This is a genomic window from Flavobacterium sandaracinum (genome assembly GCF_004349135.1).
Classification (GTDB): domain Bacteria; phylum Bacteroidota; class Bacteroidia; order Flavobacteriales; family Flavobacteriaceae; genus Flavobacterium; species Flavobacterium sandaracinum.
On sequence record NZ_SMFN01000015.1, the window covers coordinates 36054 to 59970 of the forward strand.

At 33.2% G+C, this 23917-nt stretch carries 22 protein-coding genes; 8 read left to right on the plus strand and 14 right to left on the minus strand.

Annotated elements, in window-relative coordinates:
* Nucleotides 1-67 precede the first annotated feature (67 nt).
* Complete coding sequence (locus tag E0F91_RS12410) at nucleotides 68-445, plus strand: heavy-metal-associated domain-containing protein (RefSeq protein ID WP_132066794.1); 378 nt, start codon at nucleotides 68-70, stop codon at nucleotides 443-445.
* A gap of 287 nt (nucleotides 446-732) precedes the next feature.
* On the opposite strand, the gene gldD is transcribed toward E0F91_RS12410, so the two are convergent.
* Genes gldD through mutY form a run of 4 tightly spaced genes read right to left on the minus strand, consistent with a single transcriptional unit; the run spans nucleotide 733 to nucleotide 4142 of the window.
* Entirely contained in the window at nucleotides 733-1296 is a 564-nt protein-coding gene (gene gldD, locus E0F91_RS12415; protein ID WP_132066795.1) for a gliding motility lipoprotein GldD, read from the minus strand.
* Nucleotides 1297-1302: 6 nt separating this feature from the next.
* Nucleotides 1303-2598, minus strand: coding sequence for a gliding motility-associated protein GldE (locus E0F91_RS12420; RefSeq protein WP_132066796.1), 1296 nt, complete (start codon nucleotides 2596-2598; stop codon nucleotides 1303-1305).
* A gap of 23 nt (nucleotides 2599-2621) precedes the next feature.
* Nucleotides 2622-3062, minus strand: coding sequence for a single-stranded DNA-binding protein (locus E0F91_RS12425; protein WP_132066797.1), 441 nt, complete (start codon nucleotides 3060-3062; stop codon nucleotides 2622-2624).
* Between the two features lie 45 nt (nucleotides 3063-3107).
* A complete protein-coding gene (gene mutY, locus E0F91_RS12430) occupies nucleotides 3108-4142 on the minus strand; it encodes an A/G-specific adenine glycosylase (protein WP_132066798.1) in 1035 nt (344 codons plus the stop codon).
* A 132-nt stretch (nucleotides 4143-4274) separates the two neighbouring features.
* Here mutY and E0F91_RS12435 point away from each other — a divergent pair, with 132 nt between their 5' ends.
* Both E0F91_RS12435 and E0F91_RS12440 read left to right on the plus strand, forming a co-directional pair.
* Nucleotides 4275-4565: an HU family DNA-binding protein gene (locus E0F91_RS12435; RefSeq protein ID WP_066080765.1), complete on the plus strand. Its 291-nt coding sequence runs from the start codon at nucleotides 4275-4277 to the stop codon at nucleotides 4563-4565.
* A 417-nt stretch (nucleotides 4566-4982) separates the two neighbouring features.
* A complete protein-coding gene (locus E0F91_RS12440; RefSeq protein WP_073352029.1) occupies nucleotides 4983-6527 on the plus strand; it encodes an Rne/Rng family ribonuclease in 1545 nt (514 codons plus the stop codon).
* Nucleotides 6528-7520: 993 nt separating this feature from the next.
* Here E0F91_RS12440 and rpe read toward each other — a convergent pair.
* The 7 genes from rpe to E0F91_RS12475 form a co-directional block, all read right to left on the minus strand.
* The gene (rpe, locus tag E0F91_RS12445) at nucleotides 7521-8183 is read right to left on the minus strand and encodes a ribulose-phosphate 3-epimerase (protein ID WP_132066799.1); all 663 of its coding nucleotides are present in this window, start codon (nucleotides 8181-8183) and stop codon (nucleotides 7521-7523) included.
* Between the two features lie 636 nt (nucleotides 8184-8819).
* Nucleotides 8820-9683 carry a sigma-70 family RNA polymerase sigma factor gene (locus E0F91_RS12450; RefSeq protein ID WP_007137700.1) on the minus strand — a complete coding sequence of 288 codons (864 nt, stop codon included), beginning with the start codon at nucleotides 9681-9683 and terminating at the stop codon, nucleotides 8820-8822.
* A gap of 296 nt (nucleotides 9684-9979) precedes the next feature.
* Nucleotides 9980-10606 carry a hypothetical protein gene (locus E0F91_RS12455; protein ID WP_132066800.1) on the minus strand — a complete coding sequence of 209 codons (627 nt, stop codon included), beginning with the start codon at nucleotides 10604-10606 and terminating at the stop codon, nucleotides 9980-9982.
* Between the two features lie 173 nt (nucleotides 10607-10779).
* Nucleotides 10780-12921 (minus strand): polyribonucleotide nucleotidyltransferase, encoded by a 2142-nt coding sequence (locus E0F91_RS12460; RefSeq protein ID WP_132066801.1) that lies wholly within the window; start codon nucleotides 12919-12921, stop codon nucleotides 10780-10782.
* A gap of 235 nt (nucleotides 12922-13156) precedes the next feature.
* On the minus strand, nucleotides 13157-13423 hold the full coding sequence (rpsO, locus tag E0F91_RS12465; protein ID WP_066079886.1) for a 30S ribosomal protein S15: 267 nt from the start codon (nucleotides 13421-13423) through the stop codon (nucleotides 13157-13159).
* 120 nt (nucleotides 13424-13543) lie between these two features.
* Nucleotides 13544-14497: an energy transducer TonB gene (locus E0F91_RS12470; protein ID WP_132066802.1), complete on the minus strand. Its 954-nt coding sequence runs from the start codon at nucleotides 14495-14497 to the stop codon at nucleotides 13544-13546.
* 14 nt (nucleotides 14498-14511) lie between these two features.
* Entirely contained in the window at nucleotides 14512-14967 is a 456-nt protein-coding gene (locus tag E0F91_RS12475; RefSeq protein ID WP_132066803.1) for a GAF domain-containing protein, read from the minus strand.
* Nucleotides 14968-15099: 132 nt separating this feature from the next.
* Between E0F91_RS12475 and xrtF the strand changes: the two genes are divergently transcribed.
* The 5 genes from xrtF (at nucleotide 15100) to E0F91_RS12500 (ending at nucleotide 19202) form a co-directional block, all read left to right on the plus strand.
* Entirely contained in the window at nucleotides 15100-15591 is a 492-nt protein-coding gene (gene xrtF / locus E0F91_RS12480) for an exosortase family protein XrtF (protein WP_243698897.1), read from the plus strand.
* On the plus strand, nucleotides 15569-16012 hold the full coding sequence (locus E0F91_RS12485) for an exosortase F system-associated membrane protein (protein ID WP_132066805.1): 444 nt from the start codon (nucleotides 15569-15571) through the stop codon (nucleotides 16010-16012). The genes xrtF and E0F91_RS12485 overlap by 23 nt, the downstream gene beginning before the upstream one ends.
* A 58-nt stretch (nucleotides 16013-16070) precedes the next feature.
* Nucleotides 16071-16901, plus strand: a complete 831-nt coding sequence (locus E0F91_RS12490) for a restriction endonuclease (protein WP_132066806.1) — start codon at nucleotides 16071-16073, stop codon at nucleotides 16899-16901.
* A gap of 43 nt (nucleotides 16902-16944) precedes the next feature.
* On the plus strand, nucleotides 16945-18300 hold the full coding sequence (locus E0F91_RS12495; RefSeq protein ID WP_132066807.1) for an MBL fold metallo-hydrolase RNA specificity domain-containing protein: 1356 nt from the start codon (nucleotides 16945-16947) through the stop codon (nucleotides 18298-18300).
* Between the two features lie 221 nt (nucleotides 18301-18521).
* A complete protein-coding gene (locus tag E0F91_RS12500) occupies nucleotides 18522-19202 on the plus strand; it encodes a DedA family protein (RefSeq protein WP_132066808.1) in 681 nt (226 codons plus the stop codon).
* Nucleotides 19203-19274: 72 nt separating this feature from the next.
* On the opposite strand, the gene E0F91_RS12505 is transcribed toward E0F91_RS12500, so the two are convergent.
* The 3 genes from E0F91_RS12505 to E0F91_RS12515 all read right to left on the minus strand — a co-directional run bounded on the left by E0F91_RS12505 (nucleotide 19275) and on the right by E0F91_RS12515 (nucleotide 23805).
* Nucleotides 19275-21644 carry a hypothetical protein gene (locus tag E0F91_RS12505; RefSeq protein WP_132066809.1) on the minus strand — a complete coding sequence of 790 codons (2370 nt, stop codon included), beginning with the start codon at nucleotides 21642-21644 and terminating at the stop codon, nucleotides 19275-19277.
* A gap of 175 nt (nucleotides 21645-21819) precedes the next feature.
* A complete protein-coding gene (gene groL / locus E0F91_RS12510) occupies nucleotides 21820-23448 on the minus strand; it encodes a chaperonin GroEL (RefSeq protein WP_132066810.1) in 1629 nt (542 codons plus the stop codon).
* A gap of 81 nt (nucleotides 23449-23529) precedes the next feature.
* Nucleotides 23530-23805 carry a co-chaperone GroES gene (locus E0F91_RS12515; RefSeq protein ID WP_007137725.1) on the minus strand — a complete coding sequence of 92 codons (276 nt, stop codon included), beginning with the start codon at nucleotides 23803-23805 and terminating at the stop codon, nucleotides 23530-23532.
* Between the last annotated feature and the right edge of the window lie 112 nt (nucleotides 23806-23917).

The window sequence follows — 23917 nt, forward strand, 5'->3', positions numbered from 1 at the left end:
GTGCTTCTTTTTTTAATTAATTTTGCACAACACGAATATGCTTTTAATCTTTAAAATTTACATCATAATGAATTTCAAAAAATCAATCGTAACACTAGTCCTTGCAAGTGTTTTATTTGTAGGATGCAAAGAAAAAGAATCCGAAACTGTTTCAAAAGAAAGTGCTGAAACAGCTGCTCCAGTCGCTAAAAAAGAAATAGCTGCTGCCAACCTTCAGACGGCGAGTTTTTCTGTTGAAGGAATGACTTGTGCTGTAGGATGCGCCAAAACAATTCAAGAAGATTTAACAGGGCTCGAAGGAGTTCAAAAAGCAACAGTAGATTTTGATACAAAAATGGCTACGGTAACTTTTGACAAAACAGTTCAAACACCAGAAAAACTAACAACAGTTGTAGAAGCTGCTGCTGACGGTAAAACATACAAAGTTTCGAATATGAAGTCATAAACCAGATTTTCAAATTCTACAAAAAAAAGCATTCGTTACTAGCGAATGCTTTTTTTATTGAAATATCCCGTTGGGTGTAATTCAATTTTTATGTTTTTTAAACACATAGAAACATAGTTTGTGTGCATTTTGAAAGTACTTCCATTTTATTCAGAGAGAAAACATTGCTATGTGAATCCAAGTATTGAGCTATTCAACTCTTTTTTTCTATGGTTCTATGTGGTTAAATTTTTACGTTTAGCTATTAATGTCTTTTCTGTATAATTACATCCAACGGGTTTGAAATATTATTTCCATTTCAGGGTTTCCATTAGTCGCTGCATATCGTTTTTTATGTAACTAGCCGCAGGCATAATAGAATCATAATTCGGTTTAGCGTAAAAATAAACGGAACCCGTTACAAAGTGTTTGATGCTATCTGTTGCGTAAAACTGTGCATTTGTTGCCGCATTTCCATCTACTTGATAAAACATTCCGTACACTTTTTTGTTTGCATTTAAATACGGTTGCTCCAGAATATCATCTGCTTTAATCACGTGTTCGTAAGTTAATTTTTGCGCATCACGCAATAGTTCATTGATGTTTTTTGCTACTGGTTTATAAGTAAGATAAATTGTTGCCTTCATTTTTGGATATGTAATGGTAAAACCACAATCAGTCTCTTTTTTGATAACTGCATCTGCATTCATTTCGAAAGCAAAAGGACATTCGTTTTCAAAACTCACATATTTTGCTTCGGGATAATCCAATCGTAAGTAACTTGAGGGTTTAGGCAAGACATCGTCTTTACAGCTAAAATTTAAGAATGACATGGTAATAATTAGCGAAAAAGTGATTATTTTTTTTATCATTAGTACTTATTCAATCGTTACTTTAATTTGTTTTACTCTTTTTTCATCAACTGTTTCTATTGTAAATAGGTAGTTTCCAAATGAAATTTTTTGATTTTTTTTTGGAAAATTCCCTAAAATTTCAAGAATAAATCCAGCGAGTGTCTCTGCTTCTCCCTTTTTGATCTCGAATGATTCTTCATCAACCTCCATAATTCGGTAGAAATCCTTGAGGTTTATTTTTCCTTCAAAAAGGTAGTTTTTGTCGTCAATTTGCGAAAAATTAATGTGTTCATCATCAAATTCATCACTGATATCACCAACAATTTCTTCAATTACGTCTTCAAGAGATACTAACCCAGAAGTTCCTCCGTATTCATCAACAACGATAGCCAAATGGCTTTTCATACTTTGAAAATCTTTTAGCAAGTTGTCTAACTTTTTATTTTCAGGAACAAAAAAGGGTTCTCTTAACAACGATTTCCAGTCAAATTCGTTGGTATTGATATGCGGAAGCAAATCTTTGACAAATAAAACACCTTCTATCTGGTCAATATTGTCCCGGTATACTGGAATTCTTGAATATCCTTTTTCTATGATTTTGGGACAAATAACTGAAAAAGACTCTTCAATTTCTAAAGCAAAAATATCAATTCTAGGGCTCATTACTTGTCTAGTGTCCGTGTTTCCAAAGCTTACAATGCCTTCTAATATTTTTTGTTCTTCAGAAGAAGTTTCATCCGATGCAGTAAGTTCTAGTGCTTGCGACAGTTGATCTACTGAGAAATTTGTTTTTTGTTTTCCTAATTTGTTATGAAGGTAAATCGTAACGGCTCGCATGGGCAGGCTTATTGGCGATAGTAACTTATCTAAAAAAGCGATAGGGTAGGCAACCAACTTGGCAAACTTTTTATTGTTTCTACTGGCATACACTTTGGGAAGTACTTCACCAAATAATAAAATTAAGAAGGTGATGATCAATACTTCAATAATGAATTTTAAAAGCGGTGCAGTTATGGCTATAAACATGCTTTTGCCGACATACGAAAACAATAGTATTATTGATATGTTAATGAAATTATTAGACACCATGAGTGTTGCTAATAGTTTTTTTGGTTTTTCTAAAAGTTTGGAAATTAGATTAGCTTTAGATTTGTTTTCCAGTATCATTTCGTCAATGTCTTTTTGTGACAAAGAGAATAAGGCGACTCCTGCACCAGAAATTAATGCAGAACAAAAGAGTAAAGCGACTACTGTTGCAAGGCCAAAAGCTAAAGTAGGATCAATAATATAAGTAATAAACAAACTGGGCTCTGGGTCCACATTAGTAAGGATTAGTTAGACAATTAAAATGGCAAGTCATTAATAGGCAAGACATTTTTCTCTGGGTCAAAATTAGTGTTTTTTGAAATATCAGGTGCATTGAATTGCTTGTTAGTTTCCCCCTCTTTTTTGGTAGTAAGAAAAGTAAATTCGGTTACCTGAATTTCAGTGGTGTGTTTGGTGCTTCCATCCTCTGACTGCCACTGGCGAGACTTAATACGTCCTTCAACATATATTTTATCTCCTTTAGATAAGTATTTTTCACAAAGTTCAGCCGCTTTATTGCGAACAACTAAATTATGCCATTCTGTAGAGGTAATTTTTTCGTTGGTGGTTTTATTGATGTAGACCTCGTTTGTTGCCAACTGAAATCTACCAATACAATTGCCTCCATCAAAATAGTGCATTTTGATGTCATCTCCAAGAAAACCAATTAGCATTACTTTATTTAAGGTTCCGTTCATTTTAGGATGTGGTATTTTATCAAAGATACAGTTTTTTAGAAATACTTAATTCAATTCAATAAAATTATGTATCACAATTGGGAAAGGAAATGTTTTCAAAGTTTCACTATCAATCCCGTTTTTAAGTACGCCCTTAAGCGTTACTTTCCAAAACTTAATGTGTAAATGTTGATGTGATAGTTTGTGAATGATACTCTTTTCATTATACTCGAGTAGACTTGCAACGACGTTATTTGAAAAAAAATCTTTTTGGATCCGTTCTTTGATAAAATGAAAGTCCTCGTCCTTTTCTGTTTCTATTAGAGGAAACTCATATAAATTATGCCAAATTCCTTTTGCGGTTCGTTTTTGAATGATCGTATTTTCCTTTTCATCGGCAGCAACTAGGTAGTTAAAGTATCTATTACGCACTTTTAATTTTTTGGATTTGACTGGCAGCTGATCTACTTTCTTTTTTTGCAAAGCGGCACAACTTTCGTTGAAAATACAAATGCCACAATTAGGACTTTTTGGTACACATTGCAAAGCGCCAAACTCCATAATGGCTTGATTGAACGTTGCCGGATTGGCTTTCGGCATTAATTCGAAAGCAAGAGCAGCGAATTCTTTTCTAGCGGAAGCCAAGGCAATATCAGTCTCAATATCAAAATAACGAGATAAAACCCGAAATACATTTCCATCTACAACAGGTACAACTTCATTGTAGGAGAAGGAGGCAATTGCAGCTGCTGTATATTCTCCTACTCCTTTTAATTGCAACAATTCCTTATAAGATCCTGGGAAAACTCCTGCTAATTCATTGGCGATATATTGCGCTGTTTTATGCAAGTTTCGGGCACGAGAATAATAACCCAGACCTTGCCAGAGTTTTAAAACTTGTTCTTCACTCGCTGCGGCTAGATCAAAAACAGTAGGAAAAGTGGTGGTGAAGGACAAAAAATAAGGTGTTCCCTGAGCAACTCTAGTCTGCTGTAACATGATTTCAGATAGCCAAATAGGGTATGGATTGGTGGTATTTCTCCACGGCAATTCGCGTTTATTTTGTAAATACCATTTTATCAGTAGGTTAGAAAAATTCATCTTAAAATATTAGACTGCAAAAGTAAAAGTTTATGTGATTAAAATTTAATCAATTAGCTTGAATAATTGTTTTTTAAATTCCTATATTTGCAAACTCAAAAAAATAGTACAACATTATAAATAGGAAAGAAAATGACGAAAGCAGATATCGTAGCAAAAATTTCAGAAAAATTAGGTCTTGAAAAAGGAGATGTACAGGCGACTGTAGAGACTTTTATGAACGAAGTAAAAAATTCATTAGAAACTGGAGACAATGTTTATTTAAGAGGTTTTGGAAGTTTTATAGTGAAAACTAGAGCAGAAAAAACAGGAAGAAATATTTCCAAGAATACGACAATAAAAATTCCTGCACACAACATTCCTGCATTCAAACCTGCAAAAGTTTTTGTAGAAGGAGTGAAAACAAATAACGAAGCAAAATAATAATAATATTAATTAATCATAAAATCGACAAGATATGCCAAGTGGTAAAAAAAGAAAGAGACATAAGGTAGCAACGCACAAACGTAAAAAAAGAGCGAGAGCTAACCGTCACAAAAAGAAAAAGTAGTTTTAAACTACTTTTTTCTTTTTTAAGTTTAAAAGTTCATTGAAATTGAAACAGAATGATTTAAGAATTAAGATTAATGATTACAGATGGCAGATTTTTTTTAAAACATCTGAAATCAAAAATCAAGAATCAAAAATCTTTAAGTTTCCCCGGGTACAATACCTGTTAAAATATTGTTTAATCCATCCTAACAATTCAGTTATGAGTTCTAAGTTATGAGTTATTAGTTGTAAAGCTAAAGCTGAAAACCGAAAATTGAAAACTAAAAAGTTCGGATAAAAATGTACAGCGTGAATAAAGAATTAATCATCCGATCTAGTTCTGAAGCCGTAGATTTTGCCTTATTAAAAGATGGAAAACTAATTGAATTACACAAAGAAGAGGAGAAAAGCAACTTCCAAGTTGGTGATATTTTTATTGCCAAAATTAGGAAACCTGTTGCAGGACTTAATGCTGCTTTTGTGAATGTTGGCTTTGAAAAAGATGCCTTTTTACATTATCATGATTTAGGACCTAACTTAGCTTCCCAACTGAAATTCATAAAACTTGTAAGCGCAGGTAAATTAAAAGATTTCTCCCTAAAAACCTTTCAGTTTGAAAAAGAAATAGACAAAGATGGGACCATTACTGATGTTTTGAGTTCCAATCAATCTGTTTTAGTACAAGTCGTCAAAGAACCTATATCTACAAAGGGACCAAGAATTAGCGCTGAGCTTTCTCTTGCCGGAAGATTTATAGTTTTGGTTCCGTTTTCTGACCGCGTTTCTATTTCACAAAAAATAGAAGACAAAAAAGAGAAAGAACGCTTGAAACGATTAGTACAATCCATCAAACCAAAAGGATTTGGTGTTATTGTTCGCACAGTAGCCGAAGGCAAAAATACAGCCGAATTAGAAAAAGATTTGCAGAACCTGCTCAGCAGATGGACTGCAATGTGTAAAAAATTACCAACTGCTCATCATCCGTCTAAAGTATTAGGAGAACTCAACAGAGCCTCTTCGATATTAAGAGATGTATTCAACGATACCTTCAGCGGTATTCAGATTGATGACGAAGAGTTGTACAACCAAACAAAGGATTATTTGCAAGAAATTGCACCATCCAAACAATCAATCGTTAAGTTTTATCAATCAAAAGACACACCTATTTTTGAGAAATACAACATAGAGAGACAAATCAAAACATCTTTTGGAAAAACAGTATCCATGAGTAAAGGGGCATATCTTATTATCGAGCATACTGAAGCTTTGCATGTCATCGACGTGAATAGCGGAAACCGTTCTAATAAAGCCACCAACCAGGAAGATACAGCCATGGAAGTCAATATGATTGCAGCTGCCGAAATCGCAAGACAATTACGTCTTCGAGATATGGGCGGAATCATTGTAGTTGATTTTATCGATATGTCAAATCCTGAAAATCGCAAAGTGTTGTTCGATTTCTTGAAAGAAGAAATGAGCGATGATAAAGCAAAACATAAGATCTTACCTCCTAGTAAGTTTGGATTAGTCCAAATTACACGTCAAAGAGTAAGACCTGAAGTTAATATTAAAACTAGAGAAGAAGATCCAAACAATGAAAGTGGCGAAATTGAAGCGCCAATTCAAATCATTGATAAAATCGCTTTTGATTTAGAACGAATTTTAAAAATCCATAAACATGTTGTGCTTAATGTACATCCATTTGTGGCTGCATACCTCAGTAAAGGTTTTCCATCATTACGTTCAAAATGGTTTCTTGAACATAAGAAATGGGTGAAAATCATACCTCGTGACGCTTACACGTATTTAGAGTATCATTTCTATGATAAAAAAGGAAATGCTATTTTAGAATAATTTAAAAAACTCCTCAAGAAATTGGGGAGTTTTTTTTTGCTCTTTTTTAAACAGATAGTCTTTTTTTTAGGAGCTATTTCCAGCTTTACACTACAATCTTTTTATTTTTATGTCAAAAATAAAAAGGATTTTCGCTTCAATCTGGGCTAGGGGATTTCTGTTTAAAATAATAATATTTGTATTAACTCAGACATAAAATAACTTGAAAATAAAGGAGCTACTGTTGTTATCAAAAATCTATTAAACAAACTTAAATTTCAACAAAAATTCATCCTAAGACACACTGATTTTAACAATTAGATAGTTGTCATGAGGCTTGCAGAATTAATAAGGACAATAAAAAAGACAATGGTACTTGACACTATGATTAAAAAAATTTAGTAGTGTTTGGACCGTATTATTTCTCGGAGCAGTTTGAGGAATTGTACGGTTGTTTATTATTTTAAATAGTTGTTTTAGTGTAAATGTCAAATTTCATAAATTTAATTCTATCACGTATTAAACATAAATAACAGTTGGTATACTTTGCAGCTGGTAATATTTTTTTGAGTACTGTGCGAATAAAAATAGATAATCGAAGTGTTATTTTAAATTATCGCCTCTTTTTCTTTGTACGTTGAGCAGTTGTGGATTTAATGACTTAGTCTGCAAAACAAGTGCGGATTACTTAGGTGTATTTTAATTTGTAATTATAAAAGCGGAACTATAATACAAGAGGAAAAAGGTCAGCTACAGTTAATTAAAATTCAAAGTAAAGTACTCAAAATCGATAAATTAAGTGTGGCAATAAAGAATTGGTAAGCCTTAGTGAGACAGTTTTTGCGTGACTACTTATTAAAAACTAGTCTTTTCAATGCCATTTACGGCTTTATCTATAGAGAAAAGATTTTTTAATATGACAGAGAGCAATCTATTATTTGATTAAGTCAAAATAGCATAAGTCCCGCTCTAATTCAAATCAGAGCGGGACTTTTTTATTGTAAATTAGTCTTTCTAGAAACTAGTTAGAGTCTTTAAATCTTGTATCGTTTGTGTTGGATTCTCTGCCTTAAAGACAAAGCTACCTGCTACTAGAACGTCTGCTCCCGCTTCTACAAGTTGCTTTGCATTTTTGTTAGTTACACCACCGTCAACTTCAATTAATGTCGACGCTCCTTTTCTAGTGATTAAAGCTTTTAGCTTTTCAACCTTAGCATAGGTGTTTTCAATAAAGGATTGTCCTCCAAAACCTGGATTTACGCTCATAATACAAACTAGGTCAATATCGTTGATAACGTCTTCTAACAGGTCAATATTAGTATGAGGGTTTATGGCTACTCCAGCTTTCATCCCTTCAGATTTAATCGCTTGTAGCGTTCTGTGAAGATGTGTGCATGCTTCATAGTGTACGCTTAGTATGTTAGCGCCTAAATCAGCAAAAGTTTTGATATAACGATCTGGATCTACAATCATTAAATGTACATCGATTGTTTTTTTTGCATGTTTGTTGATCGCTTCTAGAACTGGCATACCATAAGAAATGTTAGGAACAAAAACGCCATCCATGATGTCAATATGAAACCAATCAGCTTGGCTGTTGTTGATCATTTCGATGTCGCGTTGTAGGTTTCCAAAATCGGCGGCCAGTACGGATGGAGCAATAAGTGTATTTTTCATTGTGTAGTTGTTTAATCTGAATTTATTTCAGATTCTTAAGTTGTTGTTTGTACAAAAGTAGTTTTTTTTGCAGCAATTGGCGAAAGTTTTTTTGGGATGAAATTCGTATTTAATTCTGTAATTTGCGTAAGGGATTGAAGTGGAAATCCTTTTTATTTTTTTTAATAAAAAGATTGTAACGAAAAGCCCGACCCGAAGTTTTTACGGAGGGTTACGCCATATTGGTTAAAAGTGAAAAGTGAAAAGTGAAAAGTGAAAAGAATTGAGATAGAAAAAATAGTACTTCAAACTTGATATTGAAAGCGGAATAGAGCGAAGCTAATCACTAGAGCAAAGTTTCGACTGACTAGTTTTTTATAAAAAACTAAAACCTCGGATACCCGAGAGCTTTGCTCGAACAGACTGAGGTTTTGTTGATAAAAATAAAACCTCGGATACCCGAGAGCTTTGCTCGAACAGACTGAGGTTTTATTGATAAAAATAAAACCTCGGTAATCAGCCGAGGTTTCAATCATCAATCAAAAAACGAACAGTTAATCAGACCGTCGTTACTTTTATTAGTCCTAAAGTTTAAAAGTCTAAGGTTATAAAGTACGCTGACTTTAAAACTTTAGACTTTATGACTTTAGACTATTTTTATCCTAAATAAGTTTTTAATATTTTACTTCTAGAAGTATGTTTTAATCTTCGGATTGCTTTTTCCTTGATTTGACGTACACGCTCCCGAGTTAGGTCGAAAGTTTCTCCAATTTCTTCTAAAGTCATCGGGTGTTGATCGCCAAGACCAAAGTACAAACGAACTACATCAGCTTCTCTGGGAGTCAATGTCTCTAAGGAACGCTCGATTTCAGTACGCAATGATTCGTGAATTAATTCTCTGTCTGGATTTGGAGATTCACCGGAACGTAAAACGTCATAAAGGTTAGAATCTTCTCCTTCTACAAGAGGTGCATCCATGGATAAGTGACGACCAGAGTTTTTCATAGACTCTTTTACGTCATTAACGGTCATGTCTAGTTCTTTTGCAATTTCCTCAGCAGATGGTGGACGTTCATTAGATTGCTCTAATAAGGCATACATTTTGTTGATTTTATTGATAGAACCAATTTTATTTAAAGGCAAACGAACGATACGAGATTGCTCAGCCAATGCTTGAAGTATCGATTGACGAATCCACCAAACGGCATACGAGATGAATTTGAAACCACGTGTTTCATCAAAACGTTGTGCGGCTTTGATCAATCCTAAATTTCCCTCGTTAATTAAATCAGGAAGTGTAAGTCCTTGATTTTGGTATTGTTTTGCTACCGAGACAACAAAACGTAAATTGGCTTTTGTTAATTTTTCTAGTGCCTTTTGATCCCCAGCTTTAATCTTTTGTGCTAATTCTACTTCTTCGTCAGCGGTAATAAGGTCAACTTTACCAATTTCTTGTAAATATTTGTCTAATGATGCAGTTTCACGATTCGTTACCTGCTTGGTGATTTTAAGTTGTCTCATGTTTGTGTCTCCTCAATTTTTAAGTGTACAAATGGTTATACGTAAGGAGTTGCGAAAAAGTTACACTATTTCGAAAAGTTTTTTTCATTTTAGTATTTTGAGATTCTACATATGGGCATTGCCTTCGGCCCGGCTATCCGCACTCGCTTTATTGTTCCGCTGCGCTTCACAATAAGAGCTCAAACAGTTGCTTCTATCCCTAATGCGGTCTATTGCCCAAAAGAGGTTTTAGTTTCAATTATTATAAAATTTTTGAAACTTTAGAAAAACGCAAATCTTAGGAGGAAACAGAAATTTTATTTTAAAAATCCTTGTTGTCTAATATCTTTATGATAGGCAACAATATTTTCAGGAACTTCACCATTTAGTAACCAGTTTACATCTAAACCATTATTAATTGCAGTTTTCATTAATAAAGAATTGTTGCTTATTAATACGCCAAGCTTTTCTAAATCCTCTTTCAAGTCTAAGAAATAATCTTCGTCAATTGCTTTTATCAAGATCAAAATTTTAAAAGCTCTTGCAATTACATAGATGCACATGGTATAAGCCTTTCTATAACTCTGACTCTGAATTCTTTCATTGTTCAGCAGGAGGAGGTGGTTGAGCATTTTGATATTTAAACTTATTTCGCCAAACTTGTCTTTGGTGATTTTCACGTGTTCACTTATGTCGCCGCTAACGTATCGCGTGTCTTGAAGTAAATACCCAACAGAATAAAAATGCTCCGTAAAATAATTAATTTTTTTAAGCATGGCTTTTTCAAAGGCAATTCTTTTATCCTCCACCGTTTCTGTATCTACCAGTTCAAAATGGAGTCTATTGGCAAGATCTAGATCTCTTTTTAAAAGCCTAAAGATTAATTTGTCCTTTTCAGCGCTGGGTAACTCTTGTATCGCTTTTTTAAATTCTTTGGTAAACATATTTTACAAGTTAGATATGTAAATATAATAATTTATGCTATAATGAATAATGGCACTTTAATTTATAAATTAAAATATCGAGCAAGCGTTGGCAGAATAAAAAACGAAAACCCCAATTCAATTGAATGAATTGGGGCTTTCTATAAATAAACCTTTAGTAAACTAAGATCTGATTACTCTTTTCTTTCCTCGCGTGGAGGTCTTGGCATAAGTGCTTTTCTAGACACTTTTTCTTTTCTTGTTTTCGGATCCATACCTAAGTATTTCACTTGGAAAACATCGCCCATATTCACAACGTCAGAAACATTTTCAGTACGTTCCCATGCAAGCTCAGATACGTGAAGCAATACTTCATTTCCTGGAGCTTCTAGGTATTCAACTACTGCACCAAAATCTAACATTTTGATTACTTTCACTTCATACGATTCATTCATTTGAGGTTTGAAAGTGATGGACTTGATTTTAGCTAATACTGCTTCAATTCCAGCAGGATCTGTTCCTAAGATCTCGATTACACCTTCTTCTGTAGTTGGATCTTCATTGATAACAATTGTTGTTCCAGTAGTTTTTTGTAATTCTTGAATCACTTTTCCTCCAGGTCCAATCAATGCACCAATAAACGCATTAGGAATTCTTCTTGTAATAATTTTTGGAGCGTACACTTTAACGTCTTCTTTAGGTGATGCCAAAGTTTCGATTAATTTTCCAAGGATATGCAAACGACCATCACGAGCTTGCGCCAATGCTGCTTCCATAATCTCATATTTCAATCCATCAATTTTGATGTCCATTTGGCAAGCTGTAATTCCTTCAGCAGTTCCAGTTACTTTAAAGTCCATATCACCTAAGTGATCTTCGTCACCAAGGATATCGGACAATACCGCATAACGATCTCCATCAGTAATTAATCCCATTGCAATTCCAGAAACAGGACGAATCATTTGGATACCTGCATCCATCAATGCTAATGTTCCAGCACAAACAGTTGCCATAGAAGAAGAACCGTTAGATTCTAATACTTCAGAAACCACACGGATTGTGTAAGGACAATCAGTAGGAATCATGTTTTTCAACGCTCTTTGCGCTAAGTTTCCGTGACCTACTTCTCTTCTTGAAGTTCCTCTTAAAGGACGAGCTTCACCAGTTGAGAAAGGAGGGAAGTTATAGTGTAAGTAGAATTTTTCTTCACCTTGTTGAGATGGAGAGTCAATTTGGTTTGCTTCTCTAGAAGTTCCTAAAGTGGCTGTTGCCAAGGCTTGAGTTTCTCCACGTGTAAACAATGCAGATCCGTGTACCGATGGAAGGTAATCTACTTCACACCAGATATCTCTAATTTCTGTAGTTTTTCTCCCGTCTAAACGTGTTCCTAAATCTAGGGTTACGTTACGAACGGCTTCTTTGTTTGTTTTGTAAAAATATTTAGAAACTAAATCGCCATTTTCAGCTAATTCTTCTTCTGTAAATAATGTTTTTACTTCTTCTTTTACTTCTGCAAATGCAGCGGTGCGTTCTTGTTTAGAAGAACCTTTGCTAGCAATAGCGTAGATTTTATCGTAAGATGCGTCTTTTACCTTTGTGTAAATAGTTTCATCTTCTCTTTCTCCTTCGTAAGTACGAGTTTCTTTTTTACCAAAAGCAGCTTGTAAACGCAGTTGAGCAGCAATTTGATTTTTGATGTGTTCGTGAGCAAATTTAATTGCTTCCAACATTTCAGCTTCTGAAATCTCTTTCATTTCACCTTCTACCATGGCGATAGAATCCATAGACGCACCAATCATCATGTCGATATCTGATACTTCTAATTGAGCACGAGATGGGTTGATGATGAATTTTCCATCAACTCTACCAACTCTAGCCTCAGAAATTAATGTTTCGAAAGGAATGTCAGACAAAGCTAAAGCTGCTGATGCTGCTAAACCTGCTAATGCGTCTGGCATTACATCATCGTCATGAGACATTAATTGAATCATCACCTGAACTTCAGCGTGGTAATCATCTGGGAAAAGCGGACGCAATACACGGTCAACTAGACGCATGGTTAGTACTTCGTTATCACTTGGTCTTGCTTCTCTTTTAAAGAAACCACCAGGAAAACGTCCTGCTGCAGCAAATTTCTCACGATAATCTACCGTAAGCGGAAGAAAATCGATACCAGGACTTGCTTTTCTTGAAGACACTACTGTTCCTAAAATAACAGTTTTGCCTATTCTTACTACTACAGATCCATCCGCTTGTTTGGCTAAACGACCTGTCTCGATTGTGATGTTTCTGCCATCACCTAAATCGATACTTTCTACAAATAATTGTGGAATCATAAATTTAATTTATTAGTTAAACATGGGTTTTAGTTGTGTTGTAGTTGTTGTTTTGCGTAGTTAATGCCTAAAACCCAATGAAAAACAAACTTTTTTTATTTGTCCATACTAATTAGTAAAGACTTTATAGTATAATCTTAGTTCTAATCCCTTTTGTGTCAGGACCAAAATAGAACTTTTAGATTGTAAATTGTAAAATAAAAAAAGAGGCACTTTCGCACCTCTTTACTATTGATTATTTTCTGATATTCAATACTTTGATAATTTCACGGTATCTGTTGATTTCTGTTTTCTTCAAGTAATCCAACAAAGATCTTCTTTTACCTACAAGCAATACTAATGAACGCTCTGTGTTATAATCGTGACGATTTTTTTTCAAGTGCTCCGTTAAATGGCTAATTCTGAAAGTGAATAAAGCAATTTGAGCTTCTGATTTTCCAGTGTTTGTTTTTTCTCCGTGTTTAGCGAAGATTTCTTCTTTAATCTCTTTAGTTAAATACATTCCAATATTTGTTTAATGATTTTTATGTATGCCACACATCTATTATATGACGGGTGCAAAAGTAATTAATAATTGTGAAATATGAGCCAACAAACCATGATTATTTTTATTTGGTTTTTTTTATTTTACCCCAGATAACAAAATAGGTATTGAATACAGTACTTTAACATTTTGCCCTCTTTGTATTCCTGGTTTCCATTTGCCATAGCTACGAATTACTCTAATGGCTTCTTGATCTAAAATTTCAAATACTGATTTGATGTTTTTTAGTTCAACAATTTCTCCATCTTTTTCAATAACAAAAGTAGTTATAATTTTTCCTTTCATATTCTCATAAACTCTAGGTACGTTAAAGTTTTTGCCAATGTGTTTATAAAAGTCTTTGATTCCTTTTAAGGGTTCGGGTCTGACCTCTAACTTAGTGTATTTGTACTCTTTGTTGTGTTCGTCTTTACTTACTCCAGAAATGATTTCTCCTTTATTATATTCCTCTATATAGTGAATTTTTTTGTTGTAAGTTCCTGTCCAAGTTCCTTCTTTTAATCCGTTTTTAATTTCTCCTGAATCAAATCCATCTTCTGTCTTGTCCTCATAGTAGCCGTTTCCATTACTAACGGTTTGTTTTCCTTCTGGATTCCAAAAATTTTTTGTTTCATATGTGGATGAAAAACCATCTTTTGACTCAAAATATTCACCTTCGGATTTTTTTAAACCACTTTCATACCACTTATCGTCCTTGCCTAATAGTCTAGATTTATAATAATTTGTTTTGTTTTTTATATTACCGTTTTCGTAATAAAAAATAAATTCTCCTTCTTTTCCAAATCCATCTTCTGTTTTGGAACTTCCTTCCATTTGTAAAATACCAGATTCATAGTAATCTTTGATATGATAGCGCTCATTTGTAGTGCCATCTGAATTGATTATCCTATAATATTTATGGCTACCTTCTTTTGTCTCGTTCCATAAAGAATCTAGGTATATTTTTTTTTCAGTATTATGCTGCGCTAGTAACGCAATAGGGATTAATAGTATGCCTAGTAACAAAGATTTCATAAAATAGAGGTTGTTCATTATAAAAATGTTTTTTAGTACAATTTAGCAATTTCCTGATTCACAAACTCTAGGAATTTTTCATCCTCTTTAGTGAATGGATCTATGACATGGCTGTCAATATCAATTTGTCCTATGTTTTCTCCGTTTACAAAGAGAGGTACTACAATTTCAGATTTTACGGTAAAACTACAAGCGATGTAATTGTCTTGCGCAGCAACATCAGGCACAACAAAGTTTTCGTTTGAAACTGCCACTTGTCCGCAAATTCCTTTTCCGAAAGGGATAACGGTATGATCCGTTTCTGCTCCTACATAAGGGCCTAAATGTAAGGTTTTAGAGTCATGATTTGCAAAATAAAATCCTACCCAATTGTAATAAGAAATGGAGTTGCTAAGCAATTGACAGATAGACAACAGTTTTTCGTCTCTAGATTGTGTTGTATTTAAAGTGATTTCGGTTACTTTTGGTTGTAATTCTTGAAATGTCATATTTTTACTTTTTATTTATGCAAAAGTATTTAAAGACCGTTTCAAAAATTGCATAAATTTGTTAAAAAATAGATTTTGAAAAATTATTTTACTCTCTACAAGCCGTTTTTGCTTTTTCTAGGCACTTTTTTTTTGACATATATAGTATTGACCTTTTTGTATCAGCGTTATCTTAATGGTTTTGAAGAAAATAAAATAGATGCTATTACCACAATGGTGAGTTATAATACACAATGGGTCATGCAATTATTTAATGATCAATCTTTCATTGAGGAAAGTGCTACACATCCTTATATGAAGTTGTTTTTTAATGATAAATATGTTGCCCGTATTGTCGAAGGCTGTAATGCGATTAGTGTGATTATTTTGTTTATTTCATTTGTGATATCCTTTTCAGGAAAGCTAAAAACAACCTTCTTTTTTATTTTTGGCGGAAGCCTACTTATTTATGTGTTGAATGTTTTAAGAATTGCTGCTTTAAGTGCGCTGATTTTTTATTTTCCAAAACAAGAGCCGTTTTTGCACGGAGTCCTTTTTCCTTTGTATATTTATGGTGTAGTTTTTATTTTGTGGTTAATTTGGGTCCGTAAATTTTCAAGATATGCTTCAAAAGATACTAAATAATAAGCTGAGACTAGTACAATTCCTCTTTTTGGTTTTATTATTAGTACTCATTCGTGGTTTTGAGAATCAGTTATTTTATGATCCTTTTTTAGATTTCTTCAAAAAGGATTTTGCTAAATTAAGGTTGCCAAGTTTCAATTCATTCCAATTGTTTTTAGGATTATTATTTCGTTACACATTGAATTCCGCCCTTTCATTAGGTATCATTTATGTGCTTTTTAAAGAAGTAATGATGGTTAAGTTTGCTTTTGTTCTGTATTATTTTCTTTTTATGATTCTAATTGTTTCTTTTTTCTATATCATTTTCTTTACTCGTGAAAACCATAACTGGATTCTTTTTTATATCCGTCGGTTTTTGATTCAACCTATTTTTTTATTATTGTTTGTTCCTGGATTTTATTACCAAAAAGGGAATAAATAGTCTTTTTTACCTATCTTTAGTGTTGGTCTAAGTAATTGTATATCAAATTATTGTCAATATGAAAATAGTAAAACATTCAGGAGATATTGTCGAATTTAATCCGGATAAACTTAAAAAATCACTTCTAAAGTCTGGTGCAAGTGCTCTGGAAGTAGACTCGATTTTGCATGCTATAAAAAAACAAATGTTTGAGGGAATCGCTACGAAACAAATCTATAAAATGGCTTTTTCCTTGTTGAAAAAAACCGCTAATTCCCATGCAGCAAGGTATAATTTAAGAGAAGCAATTCGGCTTTTGGGTCCTGCAGGTTTCTTTTTTGAAAAATATATAGGGCGTCTGTTTTCTTCGGAGCATTATAAAACGATAACCAATTTGACATTACAAGGAAAATGTGTTTCACATGAAATAGATGTTTTGGTTAAAAAAAATGAAACTATCTCCATGGTTGAATGTAAGTATCATGCTGGGAGAGATGTTGCTTCGGATGTAAAAGTTCCAATGTATATTCTGTCCCGTTTTAATGACATTAAGGAAAGGAGTCATCCTATTTTTGATAGAAAAGACATGGTCTCTAAATGTTGGATTGTCACCAACAGCCGGTTTACAGCAGACGCAATCACTTTTGCTAAATGCTCAGGATTAAATTTGTTGAGTTGGAATTATCCTGAAGATAACAATTTGAAAACTAAGAATGATAGCAATTCCCTTTATCCCGTAACCTGCTTAACGACATTGTCTATCGCTGAAAAAGATAAATTATTAATCTTGGATGTTATTTTAGTAAAAGAAATTATAAATAATTCAGAATGTTTAAATAGAATCGGATTAAGTCCTAATCGGATGAAAAACGTTTTAAAAGAAGCGTCAGAATTATGCAGGTATATTTAGAAGGAATGATTACTGAGAGTGTTAAATTTTAAATTCAAATCAAATGAAAGTTAAATTTATAGGTGGAGCGGGAACTGTGACTGGTTCTAAAACATTGATCGAGAGTAATGGGATTCGGATTTTGATTGATTGTGGATTATTCCAAGGATTAAAACCTTTAAGGGAGCTCAACTGGGATCCGTTGCCAGTTTTACCTTCCACAATAGATTTTGTCTTGTTGACTCATGGTCATTTAGATCATTGTGGGTGGTTGCCTAGGCTGGTCAATCAGGGTTTTAAGGGGAAGATATATTGCACGAGTCCCACAAAAGACATAACGAAACTTATTCTTCTGGATAGCGCTAAAATTCAGGAAGAAGAGGCTAATAAAGCCAATGAGGGCAAATATTCTAAACATGAAGTTGCCGAGCCGCTGTATACGGTGGAACAAGCCGAAAAAGTTTTTCCGTTGTTTAGAGTGATCAAAATTAATGAGCCAATACCTTTGGATGCTCAAATTGAGGTTGTTTACACCAATGCAGGACATATTTTGGGTGCTTGCAGTATTGCTTTGACGCTTGAAAATAAAACATTAGTTTTTTCGGGAGATATTGGTCGGGATGATGATGTGTTAATGTATCCGCCAACTAAACCTAAAAAAGCCAATTATGTTTTTCTTGAAAGCACCTATGGCAATCGGATTCATCCTAAAACGAACACTAAATTAGAACTAGAAATGTATATCAATAATACGGTTAATAAAGGCGGAACGATTATTATTCCGAGTTTTGCCGTTGAGCGTGCCCAAACCATCATGTACTTGTTATGGCAACTCAGGGAAGAAGATAGAATTCCAAATATTCCCTACATCATTGATACACCAATGGGAATCAACGCGCTAAATATTTTTTCTAATAACCAAAAATGGCATAAGTTATCCTTGGAAGAATGTGTCGAAATGAGTAAAATGTTTTCTTTAGTTTCAGATTATCAGAAAACCATGGAAGTTATTTTTGATGAACAACCTAAAGTGGTAATTGCTGCTAGCGGAATGATTACCGGTGGAAGAGTTTTGAGTTATCTGGAACATTATATTGGTTTGCCGGAAACAACTTTGATTATTGTAGGGTATCAAGCCGAAGGAACACGCGGAAGAAAATTATTGGAAGGGGCAAAAGAAATTAAAATTCATGGGCAATATTATCCGGTAAAAGCAAAAATATTAGAAATACAGGGGTTGTCAGCACATGGAGATCAAAAAGATTTGTTGAATTGGTTGTCAGAATTGGAGAATAAACCAACCCGAGTATTTTTAGTTCATGGTGAAAATGAGCCGCTGGATGAACTCCGCATAAAAGTACAGGAAAAATATGGTTTTGATTGTAAAGTTCCACTGATGGGGCAAGAATTTGAATTGTGATGTTGCTTTCTTAAAGAAGTATGCCTGTCAGTAGAAGTAGTTTTGTGAAAAAAGAGGCAATTTTGTAGGTGTATTTTACAAATTTAAATTTCTTGTACATTTCTAAAATTGAGTTATAGTATTAACCGTTAATAAAACTTTAAAATAGCGACATAAATTGTGGTTAAGATATATTATCCGTACTTTCACACACGAATAATTTTAGCATAAAACACCGTAGAATGAACGATTTTGATTGGAAGAATTTAATTGACCCACTTTTTTATATTCATTTTGATGTTAATGGAATTAAATTGGGTATTTATATAGTTTTATTTATTGTATTTGCTGAAACCGGTCTTTTTGCAGGTTTCTTTTTACCGGGAGATAGTTTGTTGTTTTTAGCAGGAATTTATAGCCGGGAATTAATAGAAAATATTTTATTTATTGATAATGATTTTCTTAATGTTGTTCTTTTATCAACATTGGTAGCATTGTCTGGAATTTTGGGAAACATTGTCGGATATTGGTTTGGTTCAAAAAGTGGATACTATTTGTACAATAAACAGGATAGTTTTTGGTTCAAGAGAAAGTACTTAGTTCAATCCAAAGATTTTTTCGAAAAATACGGTGGAAAAGCAATCATCTTTGCTCGTTTTCTTCCAATATTTAGAACTTTTGCACCTATTGTAGCTGGGATTGTATCCATGGATAAACAAAAATTTATGTTCTATAATGTTCTAAGTTCATTTATCTGGTCTTTTACGTTAATTTTTGCTGGACATTATTTATATGGTTTCTTGCTTGCTAATTATCAAATTGATTTGAAAGAGCATATTGAATTAATTGTATTAGCTTTAGTGGGAATTACTGTTTTACCCGTAATTTACAAGTTTAGTAAAAAATCGAAAGTTCAAGAATAAATCTAATTTAAAAATCAAAAATGCCCCCAATTAGTGTAGAACTATTTGGGGGCATTTTAGTGTTGCTTAGTTTTACTTTAATTGAGCTACCTTTTCTTCATGGAAAATTTGTCCGTCTGTAGTCATACCTTCTATGATAATTTTGCAGTTTTTTTTGTTATAATCTAGAATATCAAATGTGAAATTACCGTTTGAATCTGAAATTGTTCTTGTAAACCAACTAATTATGCCAAAGTTATTAAAGCCATTACTAGAAGCACTGGCGTAATCTAAATTTTGAAAAGGACTATTTTTTGAAAATGCATCTTTTACAAAAAACGAATTTGGATTTGATTTTTTGGAGTAAGTATTTTGTTGTTTTTTGGTGTAAATTCTAATTATTCCAAGATTATTGTTAAAGCTTGGCACTATAGCTAGAGAATTAATATAGATTTCATCAAGTTCATCCATTTTTATAAATTCAAGTTCTTGATAGTCAAAGTAGAGTTGCCTATCATCAATATAAACAATTGGTGTGGGTAGTATTGACAAAGCAGGCAATCTAGTATATATATTTATCTTGCCAATGGTTCGTTCAACCTTGAACCCGTTTGCTTCTATAAAATTTAAAATACTTGAAAAGTTGTTGGTACTATCAATTTTATGACCACGAAGCATTCTGTTTGAAAGAATTTTGTTATATGTTAATTGTTTTTTTTTATTTTTTGTTACAACTTCTTGAAGTTGAATTATTTTTTCCTTAAAGTCTGGTAAATCAAGATTTACGGTTTTAATAGTGTCATTTTCTGAATTGCAGTTCTCTTTAATAAGACCAGTAAAAACTTTATTGTAAGGTTTTTTTCTATTGACAACTTGTATCGCTAATTTTGCGTCAACATATTCAAAATTCGGTAGTTTATGTAAGGATAAATTAACATAAGTAGAATCTGTTAAAAGCAGATTTTGAAATTCGAAAGTACCATTTTCAGTAACATCCGCTGATGCCGTTATGAATTCTTTACTGCTTACTAGTTTTACTTTATGAAATGATTTATTTTTAGGTGGGTTAGCCATTGTTCCTTTTAGATTAATTCCAATGTCAAAAGAATAATGTGCAGTAGGTGGTTGCAGTTTCATGTATTCCCAATCATATTTTAGGATTTCTTGATTCAGTAGAGCCAAATCTAATTCGTAATATTTTAATCTATTTACATCATTTAAATAATAATTAGAATTCAGAAGAGATGTCTTTATATAAGGGTTGATAGTCAATCCTGCAATGATAGAATTGTTTTCGTCGATACTTTTCGTTTCTGTAGGTAAAACAGAAATACTAATCATATTATTAGTTGAATTGGAGAATGCGGCAAGTTTTATAGTGTCTACCTGTTGGTTATTTTTTATAACATTATAGTTATTTTTTGCAATGGGACTAATGTATATTTGTCTTTCAGACCATTGTTTTAATTCATTATCAATTATTCTGATGGTATTAATTCCTGGATTTAGATCTGTATTATTGAAAACAATTATTTGCTCTAAGTCATTAGGATTAATGTTTAAAGGTTGAACGATGTAATTTTGGTCTTGATGAATGACTAAATTTAATCCACGTGATTGTAAGCTATTGAAACTAGATTTATTTGTTTTTACTTTGATTGTAGTTTTGTTTTCTAGCATGAAGGAACTTGCTTCAATAGCTACGCCTATTAAATTAGCAGAGGGCAAATTATTTTCGATAATTTTGTCTTCATATTTCACTACTACTTTTAGTACTTCTGTAGTTGGGATTGTGTAAAATTTTCCGAAGCCAAAATTATTTAATTTGACCGTTTGCAAAGCCTCTCCTTTGCTATTTTGTATTGTTGCTTCAAGATTTACAGGTGTATTATTATTGCAGTCTTTTACTTGTATCCCGATAGTATTTGAAACTCCGCTAATAAGATTTTTTCCCTCTGGATTTAGGTATATTTTAAGTGTTTCTTTAACTATTTTTTTTGTATTGCGAATGCCTTGGTCTGGATTGATTATGTTTACTTTTACCAAAGTAGATTCATTTTCTGTAAAGTTATTCATCCAGTTAGTATATACTTGTATGTAATAGTTTCCGGAATCCAGATTGGGTTCTAGTTTAATATGACCCGAAAAAACACCATTGTCAGCAAATACTAATTTTTCAGAGAGTTGTTTTCCTCTTTCGTCTAATAATAGTACAAAAACATTGGAAGTGTAAAATGGTTTAGTAGTCTTTCTATTGACTATGTATCCTTGATACCATATAGTCTCTTCGCTTAAGAATGTTGTTTTATTTACATGAATATGAATTGCTTCTCTATCTAATGTAAAATAATTTTCAAGAACAGCACCAATCTTTGATTTGACGGTTTCTTCATTAGGCTGGCTAAAAATAACCGAAGAAACTAATGAAGTAACGAGTAGAAAAAAATGCCTTGGTTTTGTCATAAAAACAGGTTGTCTTAGTTGCTAATTTAGTAGTAAAAGTATGAAATTAATTCACTAATCCAATTTTAATTGTATAGGCAAAAAAAAATGAGCCCGAAATACAATCGAGCTCATTTTCTTTAAAAAATCTAAATATTTTTGGTTTATTTTAAATTTTAATCTAAAGGAAGTGATATTACATCATTCCTGGCATACCACCACCCATTGGGTTTCCGCCACCATTATCTTCTTTGATATCGATCAAAGCACATTCAGTAGTCAAGATCATTCCAGCAACCGAAGCTGCATTTTCTAATGCTACACGAGTTACTTTCTTCGGATCTATAATTCCTGCTGCAAGCATATCTACATATTCGTCAGTTTTTGCGTTGTATCCAAAATCACCTTTACCTTCGGCAACTTTAGCAACTACAACAGAACCTTCAAGACCTGCATTTTCTACAATAGTTCTCAATGGAGATTCTACTGCACGAGATACAATTTGAATTCCTGTTGCTTCGTCAGCATTGTCGGCTTTAATTGCGCTAAGTGCAAGTTTAGCTCTTAAAAGTGCAACACCACCACCAGCAACAATTCCTTCTTCTACAGCAGCGCGAGTAGCGTGAAGTGCATCGTCAACTCTGTCTTTTTTCTCTTTCATTTCCACTTCAGAAGCAGCTCCAACATAAAGTACAGCAACTCCACCAGCTAATTTAGCCAAGCGCTCTTGTAACTTTTCTTTGTCATAATCAGAAGTAGTAGCTTCCATTTGACCTTTGATTTGGTTGACACGGTTTTTGATGATATCTGCTTCGCCAGCACCACTTACAATTGTCGTGTTGTCTTTATCGATAGTCACTTTTTTAGCCGTTCCTAACATTTCGATAGTAGTATTCTCCAAAGTATATCCTCTTTCTTCTGAAATTACCGTTCCTCCAGTTAAAATAGCGATATCCTCCAACATAGCTTTTCTTCTATCGCCAAAACCAGGTGCTTTTACAGCAGCGATTTTCAAGGCTCCACGTAATTTGTTTACTACTAATGTAGACAATGCTTCACCATCTACGTCTTCAGCGATAATCAATAATGGTTTTCCGGATTGTGCAACTGGTTCTAAAACCGGTAACAACTCTTTTAGAGAAGAAACTTTTTTATCGTACAAAAGGATGTAAGGATTTTCCAACTCTACTTCCATTTTTTCTGAATTGGTAACAAAATAAGGAGAAAGATATCCTCTGTCAAACTGCATACCTTCTACAACATCAACATAAGTATCTGTTCCTTTAGCTTCTTCAACGGTGATTACTCCTTCTTTTCCTACTTTTGCAAAAGCAGTAGCAATTAGTTCCCCAATTACTTCGTCATTATTAGCTGAAATAGAGGCGATTTGTTTGATTTTTTCAGAATCACTTCCTACTACTTTAGCTTGTTTCGCTAAATCAGCAACTATAGCTTCAACTGCTTTGTCAATACCACGTTTTAAATCCATAGGATTCGCTCCAGCAGCAACGTTTTTCAAACCTTCTTTTACGATAGCTTGCGCCAAAACAGTTGCAGTCGTAGTTCCATCTCCAGCTAAATCATTGGTTTTAGAAGCAACTTCTTTTACCATTTGAGCACCCATATTTTCCAATGGATCCTTTAATTCTATTTCTTTTGCGACAGTAACACCATCTTTAGTAACCGTTGGTCCACCAAAAGCTTTTCCAATAATTACATTACGACCTTTTGGTCCAAGAGTTACTTTTACTGCATTTGCTAATGCATCTACACCGCGTTTTAATCCGTCACGTGCTTCAATATCAAATTTTATATCTTTTGCCATTTTAATTTTTGTTTAATGTTTAAAATTGTTTTTGTTCAACGATTAGGATTCTAACTTAAAATCCGAAACTTGAAACAAAATTTAAATAATTGCAAGAATATCGTCTTCACGCATGATCAAATAATCTTTTCCTTCTAGTTTCAATTCAGTTCCAGCATATTTTCCGTAAAGTACGGAATCTCCAATTTTCACTGTCATCGTATGTTCTTTTGTACCATTTCCAACTGCCACAACAGTTCCTTTTTGTGGTTTTTCTTTGGCTGTATCTGGAATAAAAATCCCTGACGCAGTTTTTGTCTCAGCTGCGACTGGTTCGATAAGAACTCTGTCTGAAAGTGGTTTGATGTTTAAAGCCATGATTTTATGTTTTTAGTATTATTTAATATATTAAAAGAATAAGATTTCAGAAATTATGCCAGCCTATGATAACTGACACATTTTCTTATAAAAAATGCCAGCTTTGACAAGC

Bases quoted from the DNA above. Each gene is read 5' to 3' on its own strand.
- E0F91_RS12410 (WP_132066794.1), top strand. From the start codon at position 68: ATGAATTTCAAAAAATCAATCGTAACACTAGTCCTTGCAAGTGTTTTA.
- gldD (WP_132066795.1), bottom strand. From the start codon at position 1,296: ATGATAAAAAAAATAATCACTTTTTCGCTAATTATTACCATGTCATTC.
- E0F91_RS12425 (WP_132066797.1), bottom strand. From the start codon at position 3,062: ATGAACGGAACCTTAAATAAAGTAATGCTAATTGGTTTTCTTGGAGAT.
- mutY (WP_132066798.1), bottom strand. From the start codon at position 4,142: ATGAATTTTTCTAACCTACTGATAAAATGGTATTTACAAAATAAACGC.
- E0F91_RS12435 (WP_066080765.1), top strand. From the start codon at position 4,275: ATGACGAAAGCAGATATCGTAGCAAAAATTTCAGAAAAATTAGGTCTT.
- rpe (WP_132066799.1), bottom strand. From the start codon at position 8,183: ATGAAAAATACACTTATTGCTCCATCCGTACTGGCCGCCGATTTTGGA.
- E0F91_RS12450 (WP_007137700.1), bottom strand. From the start codon at position 9,683: ATGAGACAACTTAAAATCACCAAGCAGGTAACGAATCGTGAAACTGCA.
- E0F91_RS12455 (WP_132066800.1), bottom strand. From the start codon at position 10,606: ATGTTTACCAAAGAATTTAAAAAAGCGATACAAGAGTTACCCAGCGCT.
- E0F91_RS12460 (WP_132066801.1), bottom strand. From the start codon at position 12,921: ATGATTCCACAATTATTTGTAGAAAGTATCGATTTAGGTGATGGCAGA.
- rpsO (WP_066079886.1), bottom strand. From the start codon at position 13,423: ATGTATTTAACTAAAGAGATTAAAGAAGAAATCTTCGCTAAACACGGA.
- E0F91_RS12470 (WP_132066802.1), bottom strand. From the start codon at position 14,497: ATGAACAACCTCTATTTTATGAAATCTTTGTTACTAGGCATACTATTA.
- E0F91_RS12475 (WP_132066803.1), bottom strand. From the start codon at position 14,967: ATGACATTTCAAGAATTACAACCAAAAGTAACCGAAATCACTTTAAAT.
- E0F91_RS12485 (WP_132066805.1), top strand. From the start codon at position 15,569: ATGCTTCAAAAGATACTAAATAATAAGCTGAGACTAGTACAATTCCTC.
- E0F91_RS12490 (WP_132066806.1), top strand. From the start codon at position 16,071: ATGAAAATAGTAAAACATTCAGGAGATATTGTCGAATTTAATCCGGAT.
- E0F91_RS12495 (WP_132066807.1), top strand. From the start codon at position 16,945: ATGAAAGTTAAATTTATAGGTGGAGCGGGAACTGTGACTGGTTCTAAA.
- E0F91_RS12500 (WP_132066808.1), top strand. From the start codon at position 18,522: ATGAACGATTTTGATTGGAAGAATTTAATTGACCCACTTTTTTATATT.
- E0F91_RS12505 (WP_132066809.1), bottom strand. From the start codon at position 21,644: ATGACAAAACCAAGGCATTTTTTTCTACTCGTTACTTCATTAGTTTCT.
- groL (WP_132066810.1), bottom strand. From the start codon at position 23,448: ATGGCAAAAGATATAAAATTTGATATTGAAGCACGTGACGGATTAAAA.
- E0F91_RS12515 (WP_007137725.1), bottom strand. From the start codon at position 23,805: ATGGCTTTAAACATCAAACCACTTTCAGACAGAGTTCTTATCGAACCA.